Genomic DNA, 26,199 nt, shown 5'->3' on the forward strand with positions numbered 1-26,199 from the left:
GGAAATCAGGGGGACCTCTTCGTGACCCATGTGCTGTTCACCCATGTCCGCCCGCACGGCGGAACCCTCTGTGACCTGCTGGTCACGGACGGCAGAATCGCCGCCGTCGATCCCGCGACCCCGCCCGCGGACGCCTTGGTCGTCGACGGAGACGGCGCGCTCGCCCTGCCCTCCCCGGTCGACGCCCACATCCATCCCGACAAGTCCACCTGGGGGCAGCCCTGGGTGAGCCGGGAGCCCGCCGAGACGCTGCTCGAACTGATCGACGGCGACGTGGCCCTGCGGATGCGCATGACCGCCTCGGTCGAAGAGCGCGCCGGGGCGCTCATGGCCCACGCGGTCAGCCGCGGCACCCGGGCGATGCGCGCGCACTGCGACGTCGCCCCGGTCTACGGCCTGTCCAACGTGCAGGGCGTCCGCGCCGCCGCCGCGTCCCTCGGCGGCGTCCTGGACGTGCAGATCGTGGCGTTCCCGCAGCTCGGCCTGCTGACCCGGCCCGGTACCGCCGAACTGCTCGAGCAGTCGCTCAAGGAGGGCGCCGACATCATCGGCGGCCTGGACCCGGTCGGCATCGACGGCGACCTGCACGGCCACCTCGACGTCCTGTTCGGCATCTCCGAGCGGACCGGCGCGCCGATCGACATCCACCTCCACGACCGTGGCCGGCCCGGCCTCGACCAGGTCGCCGAGATCGCCCGCCGCACCGCCGAGGCCGGCATGCACGGCAAGGTCACCATCAGCCACGTCTTCTGTCTGGACGGCTGTGACGAGGCCGAGTTGACCGATGTCGCCAACCTTCTCACCGAGGCGGGCGTGGCGCTGACCACCTGCGCGCTCGGCAGCGAACCCGTGATCCCCATCCCGCCGCTGCGCGAGCGGGGCGTGCTGGTCGCCGCCGGTTCCGACGGCGTCCGCGACGCGTGGACGCCCTTCGGCGACGGCGACATGATCGCGCGTGCCCATCTGCTCGCCTACCGCACCGACGCCCGCACCGACGAGGAACTCGAGGCGTGCTACGCGGTCGTCGCCCACCACGGAGCCGACCTGCTCGGCCTGGAGCGGGCCGACCTGCGGGTCGGCGACCCCGCCGACTTCGTCCTCGTCCGCGGCGAGTCGGTGGCCCAGGTCGTGGTCGACCGCCCGGTGCCCGAACTGGTCGTCCGGGCCGGAAACGTCGTCGCTCGCGCAGGCCGCCTGGAGAGGACTCCGAGGTGAGGGGCCGGGGTCTCGGCCTCGCAGCCGGCGTCGCGGCCTTCGGGCTGACCGCCTGCGGCACGAGCACCGGAACCGCCACGGCGCCCCCGAGCCGGAGCGACCTCAAGACGGTCACCGCGCGGGCGGCGCACGGCGTGGCGAGCATCAGCTGGAACCTGCCCTACGAGCCGCAGACCATCGACCCGATCCGCTCCTTCAACTACGCCGAGAACACCGCCCTCGCCAACATGTGCGAGAGCCTCATGCGGCTCACCCCCGACCTGAAGGTCGTACCCGGGCTCGCCGAGCGCGCCACCAACCCCACGCCGAAGACCTGGGTCTACACCATCCGCAAGAACGTGCGGTTCTGGGACGGCCGTCCCGTGACCGCCGAGGACGTGGCGGCCAGCCTGAACCGCCACCTCGACCCGAGCCAGGGCAGCTGGTGGACCCAGTACTTCGAGACGGTCGACTCGGTGAAGGCGACCGGACCGCGACAGGTCACCGTCCATCTCAAGCAGCCCGACGTCCTGTTCAACCAGGCGATGGCCACCGCCGCCGGAGCGGTCGTGGAGAAGTCCTTCCTGACCAAGGCAGGCAAGGACATCGGTTCGCCGAAGACCGGAGTCATGTGCACCGGGCCGTTCCGGTTCGCGGGCTGGACGCCCGGCAACTCCCTGCGGCTGACCCGCAACGACCACTACTGGGACCCGGCCCACAAGGCCCTCTCCCGGAAGCTGGTGTTCAAATTCATCGCCGACGAGACCACCGCGGTCAACGCGCTGCGCTCCGGCGAGGTCGACGGCCAGTACTTCTACCTCCCGCCGGCCGGCATCAGCCGACTGCAGAACTCGCCCAACGGGTCCGTCACCCTCGGCCGTTCGCTCATCTTCTGGACCGTGATCGGCTCCGCCACCTCCGGCCCGTACGCCGATCCCAAGGTCCGCGAGGCCCTGTCGACGGCCCTTGACCGGACCGGCATCGCCCGAGTGATCTTCCAGGGCACCGCCGCCCCGGAACGCTCCCTGGCCGGCCCCGACTACTGGGGCTACAGCGGCGACCGCTTCCGCAAGGCCTACGACGCCCTGCCCCACGGAAACGCCGATCTGGACAAGGCCAAGCGGCTGTTGAAGGAGGCGGGCATCCGCCACCCCCGCATCACCCTCGGCATCCAGGGAAGTTCGGCGGTGCAGGAACAGACCGCCGACATCATCAAGGCCACCGGTGAGTCGATCGGACTCGACGTCGTGATCAAGGTGATCCCGGTCGAGCAGTACGGCAACCTCTACAACGATCCCAAGTCCCGCGAGGGAATCGACGCCTTCCTCAGCACCTGGTACGGCAACGTCCCCGACCCGCTGGACGTGTACGGGATCTTCACCAAGATCGGCCGCACGAACTTCAGCCACTATCCCGCCGTCGACGCGGACCTGAAGCGGGCCAAGGCCGAGTACGACCCGGCCAAGCGTGCCGACCTGGTCACCGGAATCCAGTCCCGGCTCACCCGGGACGTCCCCTGGACGCCGATCGCCAACCTGCCCGTGATCCTCTACCAGAACAAGCGGATCACCGGGGCGGTCGCCTCCTTCTCCTACCTCTATTACCCCTGGGCCGCCGGGATCGGTGCACGATGAACTGGACCCTCTTCCTCACCCGTCGACTGGCCGCGCTCGTGGCCGTGCTCCTGGTCGCCTCGTTCCTCGTGTACGGGCTCCTCTACCTCGTCCCCGGCGGCCCGATGGCCTTCCTCCTGGGCAGCCGCAGCGGCACCCCGGAACAGATAGCCGCGATCCGGCACGCCTACCGCCTGGACGACCCCTTCCTGATCCGCTACCTCGGCTGGCTGGGCGACGCCCTGCACGGCAACTTCGGCCGCTCCCTCGTCTACCAGCAGGACGTCTCCGCCCTGATGTCCACCCGACTGGCGACCACGGGGCTCCTCGTCACCTACTCCGCCGCCCTGATCGTGGTCATCGGTGTCGCCCTCGGCCTCCTCGGAGCGCTGCGGCCCGGCCCGGTCGACGGGGTGATCTCCCTGGTGACCGGCGTGGCCCTGGCCACCCCCACGTTCGTCGTCGGCGCCCTGCTCGCCATCGTCTTCGCGCTCGGCCTCGGCTGGTTCCCCGTCGTCGGACCCGGCGACGGACTCGCCGACCGGCTCTACCATCTGACGCTCCCCGCGATCGCCCTCAGTCTGGGCAGCGCCGCGTTCCTCGCCCGGATCACCCGTGCCTCGGTCTCCGCGGAACTGGGCCGGGAGCACGTGGAGACCGCCCGCGCCCGCGGCTTCTCCCCGGGCCACGTCATCCGCAGGCACGTCCTGCGCAACGCCTCCATCCCGGTCGTCACCGTGACCGGTCTGACCGTCGCGGGACTCATCGCCGGCTCGGTCGTCGTGGAGAACATCTTCGCGCTGGACGGCCTGGGCTCCCTGCTCGTCCGGGCCATCCTCCAGCGCGACTTCGCGGTGGTCCAAGGCGTCGTCCTGGTCCTCGTCGCCGCGTTCGTCCTGGTCAACCTGCTCGTCGACATCTGCTGCTCGTTCATCGACCCCCGTCTGTCCGCTGGGGAGACGACATGAAGTCACGCCTCGGCCCTCTGGGTCTCACCGCTCTGCTCCTGCTCGCCGTCCTCGCCGTGGTGTCGGTCGGCGCACCCCTCCTGGCCCCGTACGACCCCGACCGGCCGAACCTGTTCAACGCGCTGGCCGGCAGCTCCTTGGGGCATCCGCTCGGCGGTGACGCGCTGGGCCGGGACATCCTGTCCCGGCTGATGTACGGGGCGCGCACCACGCTGCTCGGCCCGCTCGTCGTCATCGCGCTGTCCACCGCGGCCGGCACCGCGCTCGCCATCACCGCCGCCTGGGCCGGAGGCCGCGTCGACGCGTTCATCTCCCGCCTGCTCGACGTGCTGTTCGCGGTGCCCGGCATCGTCTTCGCGCTGGTGACCGTGGCCGTGCTCGGCCCCGGCATCACCGGGGTCGTCGCGGGTCTCGCCGTCGCCTACACCCCGTACGTGGCCCGGGTCGTGCGCAGCGCCGCGCTCCGGGAACGCAATCTCCCCTACATCGCGGCGGCCTGGGTCCAGGGCCGGTCGGCCCTCGCCATCTGCGGCCGGCACCTGCTGCCCAACCTGCGGCCGATCATCATCGCGCAGTCGGTGTCCGCACTCGGTTTCGCCATCGTCGACCTGGCCACCATCTCCTTCCTCGGACTGGGCGTTCAGCCCCCGAACGCGGACTGGGGCCTGATGGTCAAGAGCGGTCTGGACAGCGCGCTGCGCGGTCAGCCGGTGGAAGCCGTCAGCGCCGGCGTACTGATCGCGCTCGTGGTCGTGGCGGTCAACTTCCTCGGCGACCGCCTGGCCGGCAAGGAAGGTGAGCTCCGGTGAGCAAAGATCTCCTGGTTCTCGACCAGTTCAGGCTCGACGTCCCGGCCGGCCGCGACCGGCGCACCCTCGTCGAGGACGTCAGCCTCACCATCGCCCCCGGCGAGGCCGTCGGCCTGGTGGGGGAGTCCGGGTCCGGCAAGTCCATGACGGCCCGCGCCGTCCTGCGGCTGACGCCGCCCGGCGCCCGGCTCGGCGGCCGCATCGAGTTCGACGGCGCCTCCGTCCTGGATCTGAGCCCGCGCGAACTGCGTGCCGTGCGGACCCGCCGGATCGCGATGATCTTCCAGGACCCGCGGGCGCACATCAATCCGGTGCGCACCATCGGTGACTTCCTCATCGAGGCCATGGTCACGCACCTGTCGGTGCCGCCCCGCCAGGCCCACGCCAAGGCCGTACGGCTGCTGGCCGAGGTCGGCATCACCAACGGCGAGCACCGCATGCGCCAGTACCCGCACGAGCTGTCCGGCGGACTGCTCCAACGCGTCATGATCGCCTCGGTGCTGGCCGTGGAACCCGACCTGGTGCTCGCCGACGAACCCACCACCGCGCTGGACGTCACCACCCAGTCCGAGGTCATGGCCATCCTCGACGAACTGCGCACCGAGCGTGGCATGGCGATGCTCCTGATCACCCACGATCTGGAACTCGCCTCGGCCACCTGCGACCGGCTGGCCGTCATGTACGCCGGACGCATCGTCGAGGTCCAGTCCGCCGAGGCGCTCACCGAGGCGCCACGACACCCCTACACGGCCGGGCTGATGACCTCACGGCCCCGTATCGACGAGACCGCCCACCGGCTTCCGGTCATCCCGGGCCGGCCGGTCGCCGCCTTCGAGGCCCCGCAGGGCTGCGCCTTCCAGCCGCGCTGCGCCCACAGCGGCGATCAGTGCCTGACCGCGCGGCCCCCGCTGCGGGAGCTGGCCGGCGCCCGCGTCGCCTGCGTAAGAGCGGAGGAACTGTGAGCGAGATCCTGGTCAGAGCCGAAGGGCTGCGCAAGGTCTTCGGCAAGGAGATGGTCGCCGTCGACGACGTCTCCTTCACCGTCGAACAGGGCCAGTCGCTGGCCGTCGTCGGGGAGTCGGGCTCGGGCAAGACCACGGTCGCCCGCATGCTGCTCGGCCTGGAGACCCCCACCAGCGGAACGATCAGCGTCTGCGGACGGACCCGCAGCGGCCGCGCCAACTCGGCCGAACGCAGGCGACGGGCCCGGGAGATCCAGATCGTCTTCCAGGACCCCTACTCCTCGCTGGACCCCCTCCAGCGCGTCGGCGACATCGTCGAGACCAGCCTGGCCATCCACAACCGGCTCACCGCGAGCGAGCGCCGCACCCGCGCACTCGACCTGCTGGAAGCCGTCGGCCTTGCCGAACGCCACGCCACCATGCTGCCCCGCCAGCTCTCCGGCGGACAGCGCCAGCGCGTCGCCATCGCCCGTGCCATCGCGGTCGAACCCCAGGTCCTGGTGCTGGACGAGGCGGTCGCGGCGCTGGACGTGTCCATCCAGGCCCAGATCCTCAACCTGCTCGCCGACATCCGCGAACGGACCGGCATCAGTTACGTCTTCATCTCCCACGACCTGGCCGTCGTCAACCAGATCAGCGACACCGCCCTGGTGATGGCTGGGGGCCGCGTGGTCGAACGCGGCCCGACCGCACAGCTGCTGAGCGCCCCTCAGCAGGACTACACCAAGGCACTCCTGGCCGCGGTCCCCCGACCCGGCTGGAAACCGCAGCGCCGCGAGGCCGCGGCGGGCCGACTTCAGGGCTGACCCCGGCCCGCCGACAGGATCCCCGTCAACAGGACCCCTGTCCTCTCCAGACCCCCCACACCCCTCAAAACCCTCAACCGGAAGGAAATCCATCATGTGCCTGAACCACCCCGCCCCGCCCCCGCCCACCAACCTGGCCCGGCGCGGAGTCCTCGGCGCGGCCATGGCACTCGCCGGCGCGGCCGCTATCACGGGTGCGACCGGCGGTTCCGCCGCGGCGGCCGAGCGGACCACGCGTGACTCCCGCGACTCCCGCGACTCCGGCGCCCCCCGCGGCACCGTCGTCATCGAGGGCGGCACCCTGCTCGACCCGCTGACCGGCAAGGTGACCGAGGACAGCGTCGTCGTCATCGAGGACGGCGTCGTCACGGCCGCCGGCAGCCGCAACGCCACCCGGGCCGCCCGCGCCGCGCTGCCGTCCACCGTGCAGGTGGTCGCCGCGCACGGAAAGTGGGTGCTGCCCGGTCTGATCGACGCACACATCCACCTCAACTCCCTCGCCGAGGCCCGGACCGCGCTGCGCCTCGGCGCGACCAGCGTGCGCAGCGGGTCCACCAACTTCTACCAGGACATCGCCCTGCGCGAGCTGGCCCGTTGGGCCCCCGAGCAGGTGCCGGGCATGCGCGCGGCCGGCGTCTTCGTCACCCCGGACCTCGGTGACACGATCCTCGCCGACCCCGACCTCGCCCCGCTGGCCCGCCTCAAGGACGGGGTGAACTCGGCGGAGGCCCTGCGCCGCGTCGTCCAGGTCAACCTGGAGCGGGGTGCGGACGTCATCAAGACCCGGTCGAACCCCCGCGCGGGCGTGCCCGACCAGGACCCGCGCAAGCAGGTGTACACCCGGGAGCAGCTCGCCACCGTGGTGGCGGCGGCGCGCAAGGGCGGCAAGGGCGTGCTCTGCCACAGCTACAGCGAACAGGGCTGCCGCGACGCCGTGTTCGCCGGTGTCCGCAGCATGGAGCACGGTGTCTTCGTCACCGAGGACACCCTGCACGAGATGGCCCGCCGCGGGACGTTCTTCACCCCCACGATCGGTGCCATCGCCGGGATGATCGGCGACGCCAACCCGGTCCTCGACGAGCGGGGGCGCACCTACGTGCCGATCCTCCAGCGTGCCGTCCGCGCGGCGCACGACATGGGTGTCCCGGTGGCCGCCGGCACCGACTCCGCCGGCGGCGAGGTCGACCCGATCGGCGGCGAGGTGGTGCGGATGCACGAGGCCGGCCTGTCGGTCCTGGACGCGATCCGCACCGCCACCACGTCGGCGGCCGAACTGCTCGGCCAGAGCCGCAGCATCGGCCGGCTCGTCGCCGGCTTCCACGGCGACGCCGTGATCTTCGACCGCAGCCCGCTCGAGGACCTCACCGTCCTCAAGACCCCGAGCGCGGTGATCCACAGCGGTCTCGCCGTGGCTGTCTGACGGATCCATCTGACGGATCCATCTGACGGGTCCACCTGACGGATCCGTCTGACGGCGCCCGCCCGGGGCGCACGTGTTCAAGGGCTGGTGCGTACAGATGTACGCACCAGCCCTTGACGTTAATTGCTTTTCTTTTTTGATCGAATCGGAGCGATTCCCAATTCCTTCGTACTGGAATTCTGGGGCGATTATCGAGCTGTCGTACGAGGCTTAATACCAGAGCGGGATGCTGCTCGGGGGAGTTTGCCAACTGCCCACCGCACGTGATGTGCAGGCAACTACTGTGAGTGTCCGTCGGACGACGCAGGGCCCCTTTCCGGGCCCTTTCGACCGGCCTCGTGATGCGCGAGAAATCCCGACGGACCAGTACGAGGACGCAGATGTCTCAGCTCCGTGCACCGTCCGCCCGCGCCGACCGCCGAGAGGGTGGGCGGCACGGGCGACCGGTCGCCCGACCCGCTCCCGCACTGCCCGAGACGCCCATACGACCCCAGCTCATGCGGCTCGCCGTGCTCCCGCCCGTCGCGGTCGCGCTCAGCGCCGGCGCGGCCGTCGTCTTCAGCATCCGCTCCACCGGGGCGCGCACCGGCCTCACCCTGTGGGCCGTGCTCGCCGGAGCCGTCGCCGTGACGCTCGCCGGCATCCTCATCGCCGCCGTGGCCGCCGACCGCGCCGCCCGCTCCGTGAGCGACCGCGTCGAGGCCCTGCGCAGCAGCGCCGCCCGCGGCGAGTCCGACCTGCGCACCCTCGTCGAGGCGCTGCGGCAGGGCACGATGCCGCCCCAGCGCAAGGCGCGCCGCAGACCGCCCGAGCACGCCGACGACTTCGAACTCCTCGCCGCCGACCTGGCGCGGGCGCACGACGGCGCCGTCACCGCCGTCGTGCAGGCCGCCCAGCTCTCCAGCCAGGCCGCCAGCGAGCAGAAGCTCGAGGTCTTCGTCAACCTCGCGCGCCGGCTCCAGTCCCTGGTGCACCGGGAGATCTCGATCCTGGACGACCTGGAGAACGAGATCGAGGATCCCGACCTCCTCAGGGGCCTCTTCCACGTGGACCACCTCGCCACCCGGATCCGGCGGCACTCCGAGAACCTCGCCGTGCTCGGCGGGGCCGTCTCCCGGCGGCAGTGGAGCAACCCCGTGTGCATGACCGAGGTGCTGCGCTCCGCCATCGCCGAGGTCGAGCAGTACTCCCGGGTCAAACTCGTCCCGCCCGTCGACGGCGAACTGCGCGGTCACGCCGTCGCCGACGTCATCCACCTGCTCGCCGAACTCGTCGAGAACGCCACGGTGTTCTCCGCCCCGCACACCCAAGTACTGCTCCGCGCCAACCTCGTGACCTCCGGGCTCGCCGTCGAGGTCGAGGACCGCGGGCTCGGCATGCCGGTCGGCGAACAGACCAAGATGAACGCCCTGCTCGCCGACCCCGACCAGGTCAACGTGGCCAGCCTGCTGGCCGACGGCCGCATCGGCCTCTACGTCGTCTCCCAGCTCGCCCGCCGGCACGGCATCGGCGTGCGCCTGCAGACCAACATCTACGGCGGTGTGCAGGCCGTACTCGTCGTCCCGCAGGCGTTGTTGGGTACGGCGCCGGGTGTGCCCGGCGCGGGCGGCGGTGCCGTGGGGCGGCCGCAGGACCTCGCGGACACCGGGAAGTCGGCGGTGCCGGTCCGGCAACAGGCGTTGGGAACGAGGGGAGTCGGCGAGGGAATCGGGACTGCTCCCGCCTCCGACGACGGGGCTGAGGCCCGGCGTGCAGGGTGGCAGGACGCCGCCCGGCCGGACTTGGCCGGGCAGCCCGCGGCCACCGGCCGTCGCCGGCACGCGCAGCGCGGGACCGGCCGCGGCGACCCCGAAAGGAACGGGGGCCTGCGGGGCGAGGATGCGCACAGCGGCGATGCGTGGAGCGGCCGTGCGTGGAGCGACGGTGCGTCGAGCTGGGGGCCGAGGGACAACGGTGCGTCGAGCGGCCACGAGTGGAGCGGCCACGGGCAGAGCGGCGATGCGCGGAGCAACGGTGCGCGGAGCGGCGGGACGCAGAGCGTGGACGCGCGGAGCGGGGGCACACCACCGCCGCTCCCCGTACGCGGCGCCCAGGAGCACCGGCCCAACCCCGCCGAGGCCGTACCCGGCGTCAGCCGTGAGCGCCTGCCCGCCGTCGAGGCCCACGCGGGCAAGCCCACGCCGCGCGACGGCACGGTGCGCGGCACCATGGGCAAGCCCCAACTGCCCCGCCGACGCGCCCAGGAGCACATCGTGCCCCAACTGCGAGGCGGTCCCGCCCCGCGCCAGGACGTCGACACCGTCGCGGGCCACGACCCCGGCCTCGTGGCCGCCTTCCAACGTGGTATCGGACTGGCCGAGGCGCAGCAGCGCATGGAGTCGCTGGAGCCGACGCACGCGGAGTCGTACTCCACGGGGAAGGCGTACTCCCTCGGGGAGGCGTACCCCGTGGAGGCGTCGCATATGGAGGCCGGGCACACAGAGGCCAGGCTCACGGCTCCCACCCCCGTGACCACCGCACATGTCGACGCCACACGCGTCGATGCCGGGCACATGGATGCGGCGCACATGGATGCAGCGCACATGGACGCGCCGCACGGGGCTGCCGTGCTCAGAGAATCCGCCCCCATGGACGGTTCCGCCATCGAAGTCGCCGCCCCTGTGGAGTCCGAGCACATGGCTGCCGAACCCACCCTGACCGCAGCCCTGGAGCCGCTGGAATCGCCACGGACCCGGCCCGCCCACCAGGGCCCGGAACCCACCGGACCTGCCGTGGCCGAGCCCGCGCAGCACGCCGAGCCGGCCACCGTAACCCCGCCGCACGCCCACGAACCCGCCTCCGCCTCCGCCCCCGTCTCCGAGGGCGCCGGTCGACCCGACGGGAGCGCACCGGCCGGATGACCCCCCACCTCAGTCCCCCGTCCGTCTCCACCCCCACCGCCGGCGCTGCCTCCACCCCCAGCGCTCCCGCAGACCTTCGTACCCCAAGGAGTCGATCCACCATGGCGAGCGACGCGACGACCGCCCACGCCTCCGACCTCGACTGGCTGCTGAGCGGCCTCGTGCAACGTGTACCGCACACCGGCAGTGCGGTGCTCCTGTCCTGCGACGGACTGGTGAAGTCCGTGTACGGCCTCGACGCCGACAGCGCCGACCACATGGCCGCCCTGGCCTCCGGCCTGTACTCCCTCGGTCGCAGCGCGGGTGTGCGGTTCGGCGACGGCGGCGACGTCCGCCAGGTCGTCGTCGAACTCGACACGACCCTGCTGTTCGTCACCACCGCCGGCTCCGGCACCTGCCTCGCCGTGCTCGCCGGCCGCGAGGCCGACGCCGCCGTGCTCGGCTACGAGATGGCCATGCTGGTCAAGAGCGTCCGCCCCTACCTGGTGACCGCGCCTCGCCAGCACGCCGTCGAACCCACGGCGATGAGGCCTTGAGCGTGGTCACAGTCGGCGATGGGCCCTGGCTCGACGACGCGGCCGGACGACTGGTGCGCCCGTTCACGGTCAGCAACGGCCGCACCAAGCCCAGCATCGCCCTCGACCTGATGTCGCAGGTGATGGCCACCGGAGTCACCCCGCTCGGCTACCTCGGTCCCGAACACGCGCAGGCCCTCGACCTGTGCCGCGCGCCCGTCTCGGTCGCCGAGGCCGCCGCGCATCTGAGACTGCCCGCCGTGGTCACCAAGGTGCTGCTCTCGGACCTCGTCGACTGCGGGGCGCTGACCACCAAGCCCCCCGCCTTCCACCACAACCCCACTGACCGGTCTCTGCTGGAGGCAGTGCTCGATGGACTACGACGACAGCTCTGACCCGTTTCCCACCGCGCTCAAGATCCTCGTCGCGGGCGGGTTCGGGGTGGGCAAGACGACCTTCGTGGGGGCGGTCAGCGAGATCGCCCCGCTCTGCACGGAGGAGCTGCTCACCACGGTCAGCGCCACCACGGACAGCCTCGACGGCATCGAGAACAAGGTCGAGACGACGGTCGCCATGGACTTCGGCCGGATCACCCTCGATCCGGAGCACGTGCTGTACCTGTTCGGCACGCCCGGACAGGAGCGGTTCTGGTTCATGTGGGACGAGCTGTCCGAAGGCGCGCTCGGCGCGGTCATCCTCGCCGACACCCGCCGCCTGGAGGAGTGCTTCGCGGCCGTGGACTTCTTCGAGGAACGCGGGCTCGCCTTCATCGTCGCCGTCAACGAGTTCGACGGCGGCTTCCGCTACGACCCCGAGGAGGTGCGCGCGGCCCTCGACCTCGGCCCGGAGATCCCGGTCGTCCGCTGCGACGCCCGCATCTCCAGTTCGGGCGTGCAGACCCTGCTGACCCTCGTGCGCCATCTCATCGCCCACGCCCCGGCGCCCGCGCCGAGCCACGGTGTCCACATGTGATCCAGCCACATCTTTCATGGAGCCCCCTATGAGAGACGCCCACAACGACGGAGCCCGGCCATGAGCTACGAGCCGGCCCGACCGATCCGGGGTCTGCTGCTGACCCCAGAGGACAAGGAGGCACCCGCCCGGATCTCCCGGCTGCGCCGACTGGGCCTGGGGGAGCGGCCCGAACCCGCCCTCGACGCCTTCGCGGACCAGCTCGCCCAGCTCACCGGGGCGCCGTACGCCATGGTCAACTTCATCGGCGAGGACCACCAGTTCTTCGCCGGACTCAGCACCCCGGTGGCCGTGCCGGTGGTCCGCGAGGACGGCAGCAGGCCCGAGCTCGGCCGTGTCCTGCCGCGCGAGCACGGGTTCTGCCCCCATGTGGTGGCCCGCCGCAAGGCCCTCGTGCTGGAGGACGTCCGCGACTACCCCCGCTTCGCCGGCAATCCGGTCGTCGACGAGCTCGGCGTCCGCTCCTACCTCGGAGCCCCGCTCATCGACAGCTCGGGCATGGTGCTCGGCACCGTGTGCGCCGCCGACACCGCCCCCCGGGCCTGGGGGAGGCCCGGACTGGACGCCATCAAGGCGCTCGCCGGCGATCTCGTCGTACGGATCGAACGGTCCGCGCAGGACGGGCTGCCCATCTGACCGGCGGGCGCGCCGCCCGGAGACCGGGAGGCGTGAAGGAAACCTGAGGCGCCGGTTAAGAAAAGCTCGATGGACCCCGGCCCGCGCATACGGCAGATTGCGGAGTGATTCCACCTCTCTGACCCGGTGCGGGCTCCTTCGGCATGCCCGCGGCCGGGACCTCACCCACAGGAGCCGTTGCGTTGAAGGCGCTGGTCAAGGACAAGGCGGAGCCCGGGCTGTGGCTCGCGGACGTACCGGAGCCCGTCATCGGTCCCGGTGACGTACTGATCAAGGTCATGCGGACCGGTATCTGCGGCACCGACCTGCACATCCGCTCCTGGGACGGCTGGGCGCAGCAGGCCATCCGCACCCCGCTCGTGCTCGGGCACGAGTTCGTCGGCCAGGTCGCGGAGACCGGCCGTGACGTCACCGACATCCGGGTCGGCGACCGGGTCAGCGGCGAGGGCCACCTGGTGTGCGGCAAGTGCCGCAACTGCCTGGCCGGCCGCCGCCACCTGTGCCGGGCCACCGTCGGCCTCGGCGTCGGCCGGGACGGCGCGTTCGCCGAGTACGTGGCCCTGCCCGCCTCCAACGTCTGGGTGCACCGCGTCCCCGTCGACCTCGACATCGCCGCGATCTTCGACCCGTTCGGCAACGCCGTGCACACCGCGCTGTCCTTCCCGCTCGTCGGCGAGGACGTCCTGATCACCGGCGCGGGCCCGATCGGCCTCATGGCGGCGGCGGTGGCCCGGCACGCCGGCGCCCGCAACGTCGTCATCACCGACGTCAGCGAGGAGCGCCTGGAGCTGGCCCGCAAGATCGGTGTGAGCCTCGCCCTGAACGTCGCGAAGTCCTCCATCGCCGACGGACAGCGCGAGCTGGGCCTGCGTGAGGGCTTCGACATCGGCCTGGAGATGTCCGGCCGCCCCGAGGCCATGCGAGACATGATCGCCAACATGACGCACGGCGGCCGCATCGCCATGCTCGGCCTGCCCGCTCAGGAGTTCCCCGTCGACTGGGCCCGCGTCGTCACGTCGATGATCACCATCAAGGGCATCTACGGCCGCGAGATGTTCGAGACCTGGTACGCCATGTCGGTGCTGCTGGAGGGCGGCCTGGACCTCGCCCCGGTGATCACCGGCCGCTACGACTACCGCGACTTCGACGCGGCCTTCGCGGATGCGGCCAGTGGCAAGGGCGGAAAGATCATCCTGGACTGGACCGCGTAACCCCCTTCTCCCGTCAGCACCTTCACAGGAGCCCCCTCATGTTCGACTCCGTCCGCGACGATCTCCGCGCCACCCTCGACGAGATCCGCGCCGCCGGCCTGCACAAGCCCGAGCGGGTCATCGACACCCCGCAGTCCGCGACCGTCAACGTCATCGCCGGCGGCCTGCCCGGCGAGGTCCTCAACTTCTGCGCCAACAACTACCTCGGCCTCGCCGACCACCCCGAGGTGATCGCCGCCGCCCACGAGGCCCTGGACCGCTGGGGCTACGGCATGGCCTCCGTCCGCTTCATCTGCGGCACCCAGGAGGTCCACAAGGAGCTGGAGGCCCGGCTGTCGGCGTTCCTCGGCCAGGAGGACACGATCCTCTACTCCTCCTGCTTCGACGCCAACGGCGGTGTCTTCGAGACCCTGCTCGGCGAGGAGGACGCGGTCATCTCCGACGCCCTCAACCACGCCTCCATCATCGACGGCATCCGCCTGTCCAAGGCCCGCCGCCTCCGCTACGCCAACCGCGACATGGCGGACCTGGAGGCGAAGCTGAAGGAGGCGGCCGAGGGCGGCGCCCGGCGCAAGCTGATCGTCACCGACGGCGTCTTCTCCATGGACGGCTACCTGGCCCCGCTCGCCGAGATCTGCGACCTCGCCGACCGCTACGACGCCATGGTGATGGTCGACGACTCGCACGCCGTCGGCTTCGTCGGCCCGTCCGGCAAGGGCACCCCCGAGCTGCACGGCGTCATGGACCGCGTCGACATCATCACCGGCACCCTCGGCAAGGCCCTCGGTGGTGCGTCCGGCGGCTACGTCGCGGCCCGCGCCGAGATCGTCGCCCTGCTGCGCCAGCGCTCCCGCCCCTACCTGTTCTCCAACACGCTCGCGCCGGTGATCGCCGCCGCCTCCCTGAAGGTCCTCGACCTGCTGGAGTCGGCCGACGACCTGCGCGTCCGCCTCACCGAGAACACGGCTCTCTTCCGCAGCCGGATGACCGCGGAGGGCTTCGACGTCCTCCCCGGCGACCACGCCATCGCGCCCGTCATGATCGGTGACGCGGCGAAGGCGGCACGCATGGCGGAGCTGCTGCTGGAGCGGGGCGTGTACGTGATCGGCTTCTCCTACCCGGTCGTCCCGCAGGGCCAGGCCCGTATTCGGGTCCAGCTGTCCGCCGCGCACTCCACCGAGGACGTGGACCGCGCGGTCGACGCCTTCATCGCGGCCCGCGCGGAGCTGGAGGCCTGACCAGTGCGGTCACCTTGCGATAATTGACCCCATGATCGAAGCGCGGCGGCTCCACATCCTCCGTGCGGTGGCCGACCACCGCACGGTCACGGCGGCGGCCGCCGCGCTGTATCTCACCCCCTCGGCGGTCTCCCAGCAGCTGTCGGCCCTGGAGCAGGAGACCGGCCACCGCCTGGTCGAGCGCGGAGCGAGGGGCGTACGGCTCACCCCGGCCGGCGAGATCCTGCTCAGCCACACCAACGCGGTCCTGGCCCAGCTGGAGCGGGCCGAGGCGGAGCTCGCCGCCTACGGATCCGGGGAGGCCGGGACGGTCACCGTGGCCGCCTTCGCGACGGGCATCGCCCAGGTGGTGGCGCCCGCGGTGGCCCGGCTCGCCTCCACCGCGCCCGGCATCCGCATCCGCGTCCTGGACGCCGAGGGCGACGAGAGCCTGCCCATGGTCCTGGACCGGCAGGTCGACGTGGCGGTCGCCGTCGAGTACCGGGGCGCTCCTGCCGCCGACGACCCCCGCCTGACCCACGTCCCGCTCTACGCCGAGCCGTTCGACGCGGTCGTACCGGTCGGCCACCGCCTCGCGGACACCCCCGAGGTCCCTCTCGCCGAGCTGTCCAAGGACGTGTGGATCGGCCAGTACCCCGGCAACCCCTGCCACGACGTGGTCGTCCTGGCCTGCGAGAGCGCCGGTTTCCAGCCCCGCCTGGAGCACTCCTCCGACGACTTCCGCGCCGTCGTCGCCCTGGCCTCGGCGGACGCGGGCGTGGCCCTCGTCCCCCGCTCGGCCCTGCGCGGCATGGACCTCACCGGCGTCGTCGTGCGCCCCGTGGACGGAGTGGCCCCGACCCGCAGGGTCTTCGCGGCCGTACGACGGGGAGCCGAGGGACACCCGCTGATCCGCCCGGTGCTGGAGGCACTGGGCGAGGCGGCCGGGGCGTAGGGAACCAGCCACCCGTCGCACGCAGTCTGGGCTTTCATGCGTGTGACGATGATCCTCCCGGCCCTGACCGAGGCGACGAGCCCGCTCTTCCGGCCCATCAAGTACTCGCTCTTCCCGCCCCTCGGCCTCGCGACGCTCGCCGGCTACCTCGACCCGGACGACGAGGTCACGCTGTACGACGAGCACGTGGAACGCATCGACCCGGACTCCCTCGACACCCCGGACCTGCTGGTGGTCCAGCCGTACATCACCTCGGCCCGGCGCAGCTACGAGATAGCCGACCACTTCCGCGCCCGGGGCGTCCACGTCGCGATGGGCGGCCTGCACGTCACCTCGCTGCCCGAGGAGGCCGCGGCCCACGCCGACACGGTCTTCACCGGCCCCGGAGAGGACACCTGGCCGCTGTTCCTCAAGGACTTCCGCGACGGCGTCCCCGCCCGCCGCTACGACTCCACGCGGCGCACCCTCGCCGGACTGCCTCCGATCAGACGGGATCTGATCAAGCGCCATCTGTATCTCGTACCCAACTCGATCGTGGTGTCGCGGGGATGCCCGCACCACTGCGACTTCTGCTACAAGGACGCGTTCTTCGAGGGCGGCAAGTCGTTCTACACACAGGCCGTCGACGACGCCCTCGCGGAGATCGACCGCCTGCCCGGCCGCCACCTCTACTTCCTCGACGACCACCTGCTGGGCAACCGCCGGTTCGCGGAGGCGCTGTTCGACGGAATGCGCGGCATGGGACGGCTGTGGCAGGCCGCGGGCACCGTCAACTCCGTCCTGAAACCTGACCTGTTGGAGCGGGCCGTCGAGGCGGGACTGCGCAGCCTGTTCGTCGGCTTCGAGACGGTCAACGACGCCAATCTGGCCGAGCGCCGCAAGGACCAGAACATCGGCACCGACTACGACGCGGCGGTCCGGCGCCTGCACGAGGCCGGGGTCATGGTCAACGCCAGCTTCGTCTTCGGACTCGACCAGGACGGCCCCGACGTCTTCGACCGCACCGTGGCGTGGGCGGTCGAGCAGGGCATCGAGACGGCGACCTTCCACATCATGACGCCGTACCCGTCGACCGGACTGTGGCGGCAGCTGGAGTCCGAGAACCGCATCGTCCACCGCGACTGGGACCTCTACGACACCCGCCATGTCGTCTACCGGCCCGCGGGAATGACGCCGCAACAGCTGGAGGACGGCTACTGGCGGGCGTACCGCGACTTCTACCGCTGGTCCAGCATCTGGCGGTGCTCGGCCGCCCAGCCCGGCGCGCACGAGCGGTTCCGGCACCTCGCGTACGCCGGCGGCTGGAAGAAGTTCGAGCCCGCGTGGGACCTGCTGATCCGTTCGAAGCGGGTGGTGCGGGCGATGCCGGCGCTGGAGCGGACGCTCGCGGCGTTCGGCGGACGGGACTGACGCCCGCCCGCGCCGGGTGGCCGTCGGGGAGACCCCGGGCCGACTGTCAGTGGCAGAGGCTACGGTGCGAAGCATGCCCGACGCCGAAGACGTACGCCGTATCGCCCTCTCCCTGCCGGACACGACGGAGAAGACCGCCTGGAGCATGCCCACGTTCCGGGTGGCCGGGAAGATGTTCGCCACACTCCCGGAGGACGAGACGTCCATCGCCGTGCGCTGCCCCAAGGAGGAGCGCGACGAACTGGTGATGGCCGAGCCGGGGAAGTTCTGGATCGCCGACCACGAGGCCCAGTTCGCCTGGGTCAGAGCCCGGCTCGCCGCCCTGGAGGACGAGGACGAACTGCGCGACATCCTGGCCGACTCCTGGCGCCAGGCCGCCCCGCCCCGACTTCTGCACGCCCACCCCGAGTTGGGTCTGCCGGACGAGCGCTGAAAACCCCTCGGCAGGGGGCAGGGCGGCGTGACATGATCCCGCGCGGCGCACACGGCGCGGGCGGACGGCTCGAGCGGGAATCGCGAACGACGACCCGGGGGAACCGGGGAGACCGGGGACCGGGGGGTACACACAGGGTGACCGGTACGGACGCACGACATGATCGCGTCGCACCAGCCGGGTCGAAGGCCGGCTCCGATGCCGCGTCCCCGGCCCTCTGGTCGCGGGACTTCGCGCTGTTCTTCGTGGCGCGGGCCGTCGCGCGGCTCGGCGACACCATGCTGCCCGTGGCGCTGGCCGCCGGTCTGCTGGAGCACGGGTACGGTGCCGGCGCGGTCGGGCTCGCCATGGCGTCCACGGCCGCGGCCTTCGCGGGCCTCGTCGTCCTCGGCGGGGTCATCGCCGACCGGTTCAGCACCCGCAGGCTGATGATCGGCGCCGATCTGGTGCGGCTCGTCACCCAGTCCCTCGCCGCCGGGCTCTTCTTCGCCGGGCACGTGGTCCTGTGGCAGATCTGCGCCGTCGGCGCCCTCAACGGTGTGGCCGGAGCCGTGTTCCAGCCCGGTGTGGCCAGCACGGTCCCCCGGCTCGCCGCCGACATCCAGGGCGCCAACGGCGCGATCCGCATCGCCGAGTCCGCGGCACAGCTGGCGGGCCCCGCCGTCGCCGGACTCCTCGTCGGCTTCGCCTCGCCCGGCGGGGTGTTCGCCGCGCACGCCGCCACCTACGCGATCAGCGCGCTCTGCCTGCTGCTGCTCCGGCTGCCCCCGCTCCCCGAGGGCGCCCGACGCACCGGCCCGGCCATGCGCGCCTTCCGGGCCGACCTGGTCGAGGGCTGGCGGGAGTTCCGCGCCAGAACCTGGCTGTGGGGCGTGATCGCCGTGTGGTGCGTGTACATGATCGCCGTCTGGGGGCCGACGGTACCGCTCGTGGCCACGGAAGTCGTCCAGCACCACGGTCCACGCGCCTACGGCCTGGTCAACTCGGCCCTCGGCGCCGGCACCGTCGTCGGCGGCCTGCTCGCCCTGCGGCTGCGCCCCCGACGCATGCTCCGGGCCGGCGCGGTCGCCCTGTTCGCCTTCGTCGGCTTCCCGGCGGCCGTCGGCGCGGGCCTCGGCGTACCGGCCATGGCGGCCGGGGCGGCCGTGGCCGGCGCCGGGATGTCGTTCTGGGGCGTGATGTGGGCGACCAGTGTGCAGACCCAGGTCCCCGCCGACGTCCTCAACCGCATCCATGCCTACGACGTGGCCGGTTCCCTCGCCATGCTGCCCGTGGGCCAGGCCCTCGCCGGCCCGGCCGCCGAAGCCCTCGGCGCCGACCACGTCCTGCTCGTCTCCGCCGTCATGAGCCTGGTCGTGGCCGCGGCCCTGCTCGCGGTCCCGGCGATACGCGACCTGGTGCGGGCCGACACCCGGACATCCGCCCACTGAGTCCACCGCCATCCGCCCACTGAATCCACCGCCGAGAGGCCGGGACATCCGTACGTCCGCACACCACGGCCCGCCGATCAGCCACCCGCGCTGACCGACCCCGCCCCCAGAAACGCCCCGACTCGCTCCCTCAAGCTCTTCGCGTCCAGCCCGTGCGCGGCCACGTGCTCCTCGAGCGTCCCGTAGCGCCGCAGCTCGCGGCGGCCGACGCCGAGGCCGAGCACGCGGTGCGGGACGTCGGCCAGGGCCTCGCTCACGGCGGCTGTCGAGGTGCCGGCGAGGTACGGCTCCACGAGGACGACGTCCGTGCCCGCCGCCTCCGTCGCCCGGCGCAGCCCGGCCGCGTCGAAGGGCCGTACGGTCGTCGCGTACAGGACGGTCACGTCCAGCCCCTCCGTCGCGGCGAGCACGGCGTCCAGGACCGGCCCGACCGCGAGGACCACACCGGCGCGGCCCTCGCGCACGGTCAGCAGGCGTTCGCCGTCGACCTCACGCGCCTGAAGGTTGGCCTGCACGGAAAGCCGGACGTACACCTTGTCGTCGCCCGCGGCGACCGCGTGCCGCAGCAGTGTCTCCGCCTCGTCCGGATGTCCGGGCACGTGCGCGGTCCACCCGTCCAGCGTGTCGAGGAGGGCGACGTCGCCGGGCGCCATGTGGGTGAAGCCTCCGGCGGGCCAGTCGAAGGACGCGGCCGCGCTGACCAGCACCGCACCGGCGTCCTGGTGCCCCAGGTCCAGCTTGACCTGCTCGAAGGGCCGCTCGACGAGAAAGCTGGCGAAGGTGTGCACGACCGGCCGGAGCCCGGTGAGCGCCATCCCGGCCGCCGCCCCGACCAGGAGTTGCTCGCGGATGCCGACGTTGATCACCCGGTCCGGATGCCGGCGGGCGGCCTCGGCGAAGCCGTCCTTGCCGATCTCGGCGAGGACGACCGCGACCCGCGGATCCTCGTCCAGCAGCCGTGAGACGACCGGGGCGAAACGGTCACGCATGGTGTCCATGAAAGGGGGCCCTTTCCACAAGAGGGGCGGTGGGTCGACCGGATTGGTCGGACGGAGAGACGGAGAGACGGAGAGACGCAGAGACGGAGAGACGGAGAGACGGACGGGCGGAGAAGCGGCGGGACGGGAAGTCAGAGCGCGGTCTTCGGTTCGACCCGGGCGACGACCACGTGCGGGCGCCCCGGATGCGGGGCCGTGAACGCGGCGTACACGGCCGCGTGGTCCCGCCCGTCGACGGTGGCCGCGGACCAGCCCGCGGCCTCGAACCGGGCGGCGATCCCGCCGGGCAGGGCGCGGCTGGCGGAGGAGTTGTCCACGACGACCGTGTGCAGCCGCTCCAGTCCGGCGGCCCCGGCGAAGGCGATCGCCTCGTGATTGCTGCCCTCGTCCAGTTCGGCGTCGCCGATCAGCACCCAGACGGCCGGCTCGCCGAGCCCCTGCGCACGCAGGCCCAGCGCGGTTCCCACGCCGATCGGCAGTCCGTGTCCGAGCGACCCGCTGCCGATCTCGGCACCCGGCACGAGCACCCGGTCCGGGTGGTGCCCGAGCGGGGAGTCGTACGAACCGAACCCCGGCAGCCACTCCACCGGTAGGAAACCCTTGGCGGCGAGGACGGCGTAGTACGCCATCGGCCCGTGTCCCTTGCTGAGCAGGAACCGGTCCCGGGCCGGGTCGTCCGTCCGCTGGGGCGTGACCCGCAGCACCCGGTCGTACAGCACCCACAGCACGTCGAGCGTGGAGGTGGCCGCCGGGCCGTGCTTCTCGTCGCCGGTCATGAGGCTCATCAGCCGGGGCAGGTCGTCGTAGCCGTGAGGTCCGCCGTCGGCCGGACCGTGGGCGCGGCTGTCGTCCGCTGTGATCGTCATGCCTACGATCGTGCAACCTCAACCATGCTCGAGGTCAACCGTGAACCGGTGCGCGACCACCGACCCGAGTGCGGTATTGTTTCCCTGCGCGTTTCGACCGGGGAAACCCCAGGTCAAACGGCATCGGGACGTGGCGCAGCTTGGTAGCGCACTTGACTGGGGGTCAAGGGGTCGCAGGTTCAAATCCTGTCGTCCCGACTGGAGACAGTCGCAGGTCAGGGCCGGTTTCGGAGACATCCGAAACCGGCCCTTGATCATTCTTGGGGACGGATATCAGCCGGCCATTGCTGTGCTGATTTCCGATGCCACCGACGGCAGGTCCCAGTAAGAGGAGTGCGTCCACACTCCGGTGCTTGCTGCGTGCGGCACCGAGATATCTATGGGAGTGCTGCCGTCGTGGAGCTGGAAAACCCCGGCGGCGACGAAGGCCAGCATGTCGAGTGGTTCCCAAAGGTTCGTCCAGCGGGCCAGGGAAGGAGGCAGCGCCACTGGCTGATTGCCTGAGTAGGGCAAGATCTGGCCGCCTCGTGGATCGCATGCGTGGAAGAACGCCGCCTGGGAACCGAAGGTCAGCAGCGAGGACGTCCACAGCGGCGTGGCCGCGATGGCCATGTCGACCGCGATAACCCCGCCAAGGCTGTGGGCGACCACTCGCACGGGGCGCTCGGGGGTGCGCCCCAGGGCGGGGTCCACGCTATCGATGGATTTGCGCACCCGGGCGTGGATTGCCTCTCGGTGGCGCTGGTAGACCAGAACGTCTCCAAGAAACCGTGTGGTGCCGGGCCCAAACTTCGTGCGCAGTGCATTGTTCAGGTGTCCGGCAGCTGCCTGGATTGCGGCCCCTGCCACCCGGTCCAGGGCGCACAGCCGATTGCGCACCAGCCTCCGCAGCCGGCTCTCGTCTTCATCACCTGCGCGCAGTCCGTCGTACGAGCCCAGTTCGTCAGCCCAGAGGTCGCCGGCCTCGATGAGGGCCTCGGCCAGGGACTGGCCGGTTTCAAAGAGTAGGAGGGGATCGTCAGTGCGCGACAGCCACTCGGTCTTGGGCCATTCCTCGGCCAGGTATGCCAGGAGTTCGTCCGCGTCACCGTAATGTGGAGTGTTCCGTAGGCCCGAATCGGACTGCTGCTCTTCGATCGTGAGTCGCTCACGCACGACGGTTTCCACATGCGTCCACTGGTTGGTCACCTGGAGGTCTGAGGTCAGCGCGGAGGCGAGCAGGGGCTCCGGTACGGAGATGCCTGGCGGATCGTTCGCATCCCGCAGTCCGCCGCTCTGCTGGGCTCTCGGCAGCGTCACGGGGCGGATCGGGAGCGCCGCTGAGACGAAGCGCTCGTCGGCGCCGAGGTCGCCCCAGTACACCGGCATCATGGAGATCCCCGTAGCCGCCTGGAGGTCCGCTACGGCGGCAGTGAAACCGTCGCGGTCGCGGTTGGCGACACCGTGGATCACGAAGACAGGGTCGGTCATGAGCAGTGGCTTCTTCTCGGATAGCTGGCGTGTTCGGGCGGCGGGGAGTTGGGGTGTCATGTCAAGTCGGGGCAATGAGCATGGGATCGTTCGAGGGAACGTCGGCCGTGCGGATCACGGCAGACTCGACTCGGCGTCACCGATTGTTGGTCAAGAAGGTCCTCGGGTCGCCGTGGCGGCCGGGCTGCCATAGACGGCGTATGCGAGCCAGGTCGGGTCGCCGTCGAGGTCTCGGCTGGCGTGGCGGGCAGCGAGCGAAGCCTGTCCCAGGGGCTGGCCGACGTCGAGGAGTTGGTCGTAGAAAGCCTTCGCGAACTGCATGGCCGAGTCGGAACGCACGGGCCACAGCGTGCCGATGAATGCACCGGCTCCCGCCTTCATGAATTGCTGGGCCCAGCTGAGGGTGTCATTGAACCAGGGAATCCCGCCGGTGCTGCGGCAGGCGTTGAAGAACACCAGCGGATGGTGGGCTTGAAGGCGGCCGGTCTGGGCAGCCGTCGCAAGGTCAATGGGCTGGAAGTCGCCGTCGGCCATGTGTACTTGGGATCCCTTGTCGGAGAAAGTGTTGTGGCAAGCGAAATGCAGCAGGCCGGCATGACCGCTCTCGATCAAGGCGGTCAGCGCCTCACGTTCGGTGAGTACGCCCGCGTCCGCAACTCCTGGACCGAGTGAATTGCGCAGTTCGGCTATCTCAAGTGCCGCGTCCGCCGGTGAACCCGGCGGCATGACGAAGGCGGCACCCGGAAGGGGGATTTGGTGCACGCGGTCCTGGTGGAAGACGCGGCGTACGACGGGCAGCCACTCGGCAAGAAAGCCATTGTCGTGACCTTTGTCGAGCGGGTAGAGAAGCTCCCAGGGCACAACGTCGTGCTTACTGAGGACGGTAAAGGAAGTAATACGGTCGGCCTGTTCCCAGAACTGCCGCTGTATGGCCTCCGGCACGGCCGATGCCCACAACTGCACGCCCTCGTTCTTCAGACGCCGTCTGAGCCCGGCCGCGTCGGCGGGTGAAGCACGTCCGGCACGACTGGCTGCCGCGCGCAGCTGGGCGAAGATCTGCTCGGTCGCCCGGCCCGGGTCACCACCGCGGTAACGGAACTGCTCTGGGGGATAGCAGGTCTCGCTCAGCAACTGAAAGCTGAACGAGCCGTCCTCGTCGTTGCGGTGTACCTGGAGCGTGGCCTCTCCCGGTTCGAAGGCGATGCCCGGCAAGACTGCGCGTCGCCGCGGCCCGTCCCTGGTCACCCCACCCTCAGTCACCGAGATCTGCAGGTGCACCACCCCTAGATACGTGCCTTTGTGGAAGGCGCGAACCGTCACGTGATGGAGACCCGAAGCCATCGTGCGCAGGCCGAAGTACAAGACATCGGAGTCCTGGCCCGGGTACACGGTGAGCTCCTGTGTCAGGTCACCCAGCGCGCGCAGACCCTGCGCGGTGACCGTGATCGTCAGTCGTGCACCCTCCTCGGGCACGGGGAACGATCGCATGCGGACACTGCCGTGCCCTTGACCGGGCTCTCGGGTGATCTGAACGTGCAGCGGGACCTCGCGGTCCGGAGCGGCTTGCTCCGCCAGTTCGGCGATCAAGTGGTGCGGTTCGGACAGCCCGTCGACTTCATCTGCGGGGCCGGCAGGGGGAGACTCCGCCCGGGGCCAGGATCGCACCGTGGCCGAACCGCGTGCGGCCTCGCCGTCCTCCGATGAGACGGCGTTGCTGCCGGAAGGTCTTTCACCACCTGGGGGGTGTCTTGGACCCGATCCCGCGCTGTCGAACGCCACGTCGTCCCCCCTCTGGCCGACCTCCACGAGCAGGCCGTCCCGGTCGCTCGCGCCGGCTCTTGCCTGGCGTCCCTGCGCAATTCCGCGCCGTAGATTTGTGAGTCGGCCGCGTACGTCGTCAGGCGCACGCGAGACCTGCGGCCCGGATTGCTGTTGAGCCGTGCCTGGGACGAGGTTCGCCCGCGGCACCCGGCGCGGCAGGCCGGAGGAGGTGACATCACCCGCGGACGGCTGCCGGACCCGCTCTGCCTGCCGGACGAGGTCGTCGTTGGGAGAACTGCGCCAGGCAGGCGTGGCAGGACGCTCCGTCGGGACGGGGGGAGTCTGCGGCTGCTGCGGGGCCGGGGCGGAATTGTTGCCGGGCTGCTGCTCCCGGTGATCCCGGAACCAGCTGGCCTCCAGCGTGTCATACAGCGGCGTACGCCCGTCACCAGGGCCTGTCGGCGGCGCCTCGGGCTCCTGAGGCCCGGGACGCGGCGTTGCCGGGGGCCGACCACCGGCGTACGTGTCGTCGCTCTGCGGTCGCTCGAAGCGGCCGGTGCTCGATGGATCACCCTGCCTGTCCGGCACACCGAAGGAATCCAGGCGGGGCAACCCTGTGGACGTTGAGTCCTCGAAGCTCGGGCGTGCGAGCTCGGAGGGGGAACCGCGTCCCTGCCGGTCGTCGGCTCGCGGCATCTGGGTGGTCTGGTCCGGTTGTCGGCGGGCCACGGACGCACCCGCGGCAGCCTGCGCGGCGGCTGCACCCCCCATGGAACCGGCCCCCGGGCCACCAGGTCTGGCGGGCTGCTGGGGCAGACCTCCCACCGAATGTGGGTCGGGCCCCGGCTGCGGGCGTCCGGGGCGGGGGTGCGGGTCTGCGCCCGGCTCGCCGGCACCCCGACGCTTCGTGTGCGAGAAGCCTTCCGCGACGACCGCCGCCAGTTCCCGGTACGCCTCCCGGGTTGCTTCCTGCATATGCTGCAGGTCCACGTGGTCACCAGCCGCGAGCCGTTCGTCGAACGGTACGACGACGACGCTGCGGCAGGCTCCTCTCAGTCGCTCGGCAGCTTCACGGGCATCGAGCATGGTGGCGCTTTGGTGCACACCGGTCAGCACCACGTGACTGCGATCGGCGAGGTAACGGTAGGTGGCCAGGGCGTCAGCTGTGGCGGCAACACTGGACTCGGACAGGCTGCTGACGAATATCTGCTGGTCAGCCCCGGTAAGCGCGACGAAGGTAGCGAGACCGTCCACTCCAGTGGCGCAGTCACCGAGGACGACTCCGTACGAGTGGAGCGCGGTGAGCAGAGCGCTGTATGAGACCGCGTCAAGCGGCACACGTGGTACGGCGGTGCTCGATGCATCGGCGAGAACCTCCAGGCCGAAAGCCGTACGAGAGGTGAACTCCCGGATGTCGAAGGTGACTTCGCCGAGGCGGGCGGCTAAGTCACGTAAGGACAACCCGGTGCTGAGAGTGACGGCATAACGACCCAGCATGCCGTCATTGGCATCCACCGCGATGATCTGGTCGTCCCGCTCGGAAGCAAGGACGGCACCGAGACCGGCGATCGTCGTGGTCTTGCCGGTGTTGCCGTGCGGGCTGACGACCGCGACAAGATGGGTACTCCCGAGCGGAACTGATGTGCGGATCAT

General features: G+C 71.0%; 21 protein-coding genes, 1 tRNA gene and 2 pseudogenes. 19 read left to right on the plus strand and 5 right to left on the minus strand.

Going from position 1 to position 26,199, the window contains the following annotated elements; all coding sequences use genetic code 11:
* Window positions 1-21 precede the first annotated feature (21 nt).
* The 18 genes and pseudogenes from ACWD5D_RS10265 to ACWD5D_RS10350 all read left to right on the plus strand — a co-directional run bounded on the left by ACWD5D_RS10265 (window position 22) and on the right by ACWD5D_RS10350 (window position 19,451).
* Window positions 22-1,215, plus strand: a complete 1,194-nt coding sequence (locus ACWD5D_RS10265) for an amidohydrolase family protein (protein WP_451372368.1) — start codon at window positions 22-24, stop codon at window positions 1,213-1,215.
* Window positions 1,212-2,828, plus strand: coding sequence for an ABC transporter substrate-binding protein (locus ACWD5D_RS10270; protein WP_451372369.1), 1,617 nt, complete (start codon window positions 1,212-1,214; stop codon window positions 2,826-2,828). The genes ACWD5D_RS10265 and ACWD5D_RS10270 overlap by 4 nt, the downstream gene beginning before the upstream one ends.
* Window positions 2,825-3,775 carry an ABC transporter permease gene (locus ACWD5D_RS10275; protein ID WP_451372370.1) on the plus strand — a complete coding sequence of 317 codons (951 nt, stop codon included), beginning with the start codon at window positions 2,825-2,827 and terminating at the stop codon, window positions 3,773-3,775. The genes ACWD5D_RS10270 and ACWD5D_RS10275 overlap by 4 nt, the downstream gene beginning before the upstream one ends.
* Window positions 3,772-4,584 carry an ABC transporter permease gene (locus ACWD5D_RS10280; protein ID WP_451372371.1) on the plus strand — a complete coding sequence of 271 codons (813 nt, stop codon included), beginning with the start codon at window positions 3,772-3,774 and terminating at the stop codon, window positions 4,582-4,584. The genes ACWD5D_RS10275 and ACWD5D_RS10280 overlap by 4 nt, the downstream gene beginning before the upstream one ends.
* A complete protein-coding gene (locus ACWD5D_RS10285) occupies window positions 4,581-5,546 on the plus strand; it encodes an ABC transporter ATP-binding protein (protein ID WP_451372372.1) in 966 nt (321 codons plus the stop codon). The genes ACWD5D_RS10280 and ACWD5D_RS10285 overlap by 4 nt, the downstream gene beginning before the upstream one ends.
* Entirely contained in the window at window positions 5,543-6,352 is an 810-nt protein-coding gene (locus ACWD5D_RS10290) for an ATP-binding cassette domain-containing protein (protein ID WP_451372373.1), read from the plus strand. The genes ACWD5D_RS10285 and ACWD5D_RS10290 overlap by 4 nt, the downstream gene beginning before the upstream one ends.
* A gap of 94 nt (window positions 6,353-6,446) precedes the next feature.
* Window positions 6,447-7,772 carry an amidohydrolase family protein gene (locus tag ACWD5D_RS10295; RefSeq protein ID WP_451372374.1) on the plus strand — a complete coding sequence of 442 codons (1,326 nt, stop codon included), beginning with the start codon at window positions 6,447-6,449 and terminating at the stop codon, window positions 7,770-7,772.
* A 380-nt stretch (window positions 7,773-8,152) separates the two neighbouring features.
* Window positions 8,153-10,669, plus strand: a pseudogene (locus ACWD5D_RS10300) (ATP-binding protein); the annotation flags it as partial.
* 104 nt (window positions 10,670-10,773) lie between these two features.
* Window positions 10,774-11,208, plus strand: coding sequence for a roadblock/LC7 domain-containing protein (locus ACWD5D_RS10305; RefSeq protein WP_451372375.1), 435 nt, complete (start codon window positions 10,774-10,776; stop codon window positions 11,206-11,208).
* 2 nt (window positions 11,209-11,210) lie between these two features.
* Window positions 11,211-11,582 carry a DUF742 domain-containing protein gene (locus tag ACWD5D_RS10310; protein WP_451372545.1) on the plus strand — a complete coding sequence of 124 codons (372 nt, stop codon included), beginning with the start codon at window positions 11,211-11,213 and terminating at the stop codon, window positions 11,580-11,582.
* Window positions 11,560-12,159 (plus strand): GTP-binding protein, encoded by a 600-nt coding sequence (locus ACWD5D_RS10315; protein WP_451372376.1) that lies wholly within the window; start codon window positions 11,560-11,562, stop codon window positions 12,157-12,159. The genes ACWD5D_RS10310 and ACWD5D_RS10315 overlap by 23 nt, the downstream gene beginning before the upstream one ends.
* 60 nt (window positions 12,160-12,219) lie before the next feature.
* Window positions 12,220-12,795, plus strand: a complete 576-nt coding sequence (locus ACWD5D_RS10320; protein ID WP_451372377.1) for a GAF domain-containing protein — start codon at window positions 12,220-12,222, stop codon at window positions 12,793-12,795.
* Window positions 12,796-12,977: 182 nt separating this feature from the next.
* Window positions 12,978-14,006, plus strand: coding sequence for an L-threonine 3-dehydrogenase (tdh, locus tag ACWD5D_RS10325; protein ID WP_451372378.1), 1,029 nt, complete (start codon window positions 12,978-12,980; stop codon window positions 14,004-14,006).
* Window positions 14,007-14,044: 38 nt separating this feature from the next.
* Window positions 14,045-15,244: a glycine C-acetyltransferase gene (locus ACWD5D_RS10330; protein WP_451372379.1), complete on the plus strand. Its 1,200-nt coding sequence runs from the start codon at window positions 14,045-14,047 to the stop codon at window positions 15,242-15,244.
* Window positions 15,245-15,275: 31 nt separating this feature from the next.
* On the plus strand, window positions 15,276-16,178 hold the full coding sequence (locus ACWD5D_RS10335) for a LysR family transcriptional regulator (RefSeq protein ID WP_451372380.1): 903 nt from the start codon (window positions 15,276-15,278) through the stop codon (window positions 16,176-16,178).
* 36 nt (window positions 16,179-16,214) lie between these two features.
* Window positions 16,215-17,588 carry a B12-binding domain-containing radical SAM protein gene (locus tag ACWD5D_RS10340; protein ID WP_451372381.1) on the plus strand — a complete coding sequence of 458 codons (1,374 nt, stop codon included), beginning with the start codon at window positions 16,215-16,217 and terminating at the stop codon, window positions 17,586-17,588.
* Between the two features lie 73 nt (window positions 17,589-17,661).
* Window positions 17,662-18,021, plus strand: coding sequence for an MmcQ/YjbR family DNA-binding protein (locus tag ACWD5D_RS10345; RefSeq protein WP_451372382.1), 360 nt, complete (start codon window positions 17,662-17,664; stop codon window positions 18,019-18,021).
* Between the two features lie 137 nt (window positions 18,022-18,158).
* A complete protein-coding gene (locus ACWD5D_RS10350; RefSeq protein WP_451372383.1) occupies window positions 18,159-19,451 on the plus strand; it encodes an MFS transporter in 1,293 nt (430 codons plus the stop codon).
* 77 nt (window positions 19,452-19,528) lie between these two features.
* On the opposite strand, the gene ACWD5D_RS10355 is transcribed toward ACWD5D_RS10350, so the two are convergent.
* Complete coding sequence (locus ACWD5D_RS10355; RefSeq protein ID WP_451372384.1) at window positions 19,529-20,449, minus strand: transketolase family protein; 921 nt, start codon at window positions 20,447-20,449, stop codon at window positions 19,529-19,531.
* Between the two features lie 131 nt (window positions 20,450-20,580).
* Entirely contained in the window at window positions 20,581-21,315 is a 735-nt protein-coding gene (locus ACWD5D_RS10360; protein ID WP_451372385.1) for a transketolase, read from the minus strand.
* Between the two features lie 124 nt (window positions 21,316-21,439).
* Here ACWD5D_RS10360 and ACWD5D_RS10365 point away from each other — a divergent pair.
* Window positions 21,440-21,513: transfer RNA gene (locus ACWD5D_RS10365), tRNA-Pro, on the plus strand.
* A gap of 75 nt (window positions 21,514-21,588) precedes the next feature.
* Here the strand turns inward: ACWD5D_RS10365 and ACWD5D_RS10370 are convergent.
* The 3 genes and pseudogenes from ACWD5D_RS10370 to ACWD5D_RS10380 form a co-directional block, all read right to left on the minus strand.
* Window positions 21,589-22,785, minus strand: coding sequence for a hypothetical protein (locus tag ACWD5D_RS10370; protein WP_451372386.1), 1,197 nt, complete (start codon window positions 22,783-22,785; stop codon window positions 21,589-21,591).
* Window positions 22,786-22,935: 150 nt separating this feature from the next.
* Window positions 22,936-24,273, minus strand: a complete 1,338-nt coding sequence (locus tag ACWD5D_RS10375) for a CHAT domain-containing protein (RefSeq protein ID WP_451372546.1) — start codon at window positions 24,271-24,273, stop codon at window positions 22,936-22,938.
* A gap of 342 nt (window positions 24,274-24,615) precedes the next feature.
* Window positions 24,616-25,239 (minus strand): annotated as a pseudogene (locus ACWD5D_RS10380) (nitrate- and nitrite sensing domain-containing protein); the annotation flags it as partial.
* Window positions 25,240-26,199: the final 960 nt, after the last annotated feature.

This window comes from Streptomyces sp. NPDC002520, assembly GCF_053595235.1.

Bases quoted from the DNA above. Each gene is read 5' to 3' on its own strand.
- ACWD5D_RS10275 (WP_451372370.1), top strand. From the start codon at position 2,825: ATGAACTGGACCCTCTTCCTCACCCGTCGACTGGCCGCGCTCGTGGCC.
- ACWD5D_RS10280 (WP_451372371.1), top strand. From the start codon at position 3,772: ATGAAGTCACGCCTCGGCCCTCTGGGTCTCACCGCTCTGCTCCTGCTC.
- ACWD5D_RS10295 (WP_451372374.1), top strand. From the start codon at position 6,447: ATGTGCCTGAACCACCCCGCCCCGCCCCCGCCCACCAACCTGGCCCGG.
- ACWD5D_RS10305 (WP_451372375.1), top strand. From the start codon at position 10,774: ATGGCGAGCGACGCGACGACCGCCCACGCCTCCGACCTCGACTGGCTG.
- ACWD5D_RS10315 (WP_451372376.1), top strand. From the start codon at position 11,560: ATGGACTACGACGACAGCTCTGACCCGTTTCCCACCGCGCTCAAGATC.
- ACWD5D_RS10320 (WP_451372377.1), top strand. From the start codon at position 12,220: ATGAGCTACGAGCCGGCCCGACCGATCCGGGGTCTGCTGCTGACCCCA.
- ACWD5D_RS10330 (WP_451372379.1), top strand. From the start codon at position 14,045: ATGTTCGACTCCGTCCGCGACGATCTCCGCGCCACCCTCGACGAGATC.
- ACWD5D_RS10335 (WP_451372380.1), top strand. From the start codon at position 15,276: ATGATCGAAGCGCGGCGGCTCCACATCCTCCGTGCGGTGGCCGACCAC.
- ACWD5D_RS10340 (WP_451372381.1), top strand. From the start codon at position 16,215: ATGCGTGTGACGATGATCCTCCCGGCCCTGACCGAGGCGACGAGCCCG.
- ACWD5D_RS10345 (WP_451372382.1), top strand. From the start codon at position 17,662: ATGCCCGACGCCGAAGACGTACGCCGTATCGCCCTCTCCCTGCCGGAC.
- ACWD5D_RS10355 (WP_451372384.1), bottom strand. From the start codon at position 20,449: ATGGACACCATGCGTGACCGTTTCGCCCCGGTCGTCTCACGGCTGCTG.
- ACWD5D_RS10360 (WP_451372385.1), bottom strand. From the start codon at position 21,315: ATGACGATCACAGCGGACGACAGCCGCGCCCACGGTCCGGCCGACGGC.
- ACWD5D_RS10370 (WP_451372386.1), bottom strand. From the start codon at position 22,785: ATGACCGACCCTGTCTTCGTGATCCACGGTGTCGCCAACCGCGACCGC.
- ACWD5D_RS10375 (WP_451372546.1), bottom strand. From the start codon at position 24,273: ATGCGATCGTTCCCCGTGCCCGAGGAGGGTGCACGACTGACGATCACG.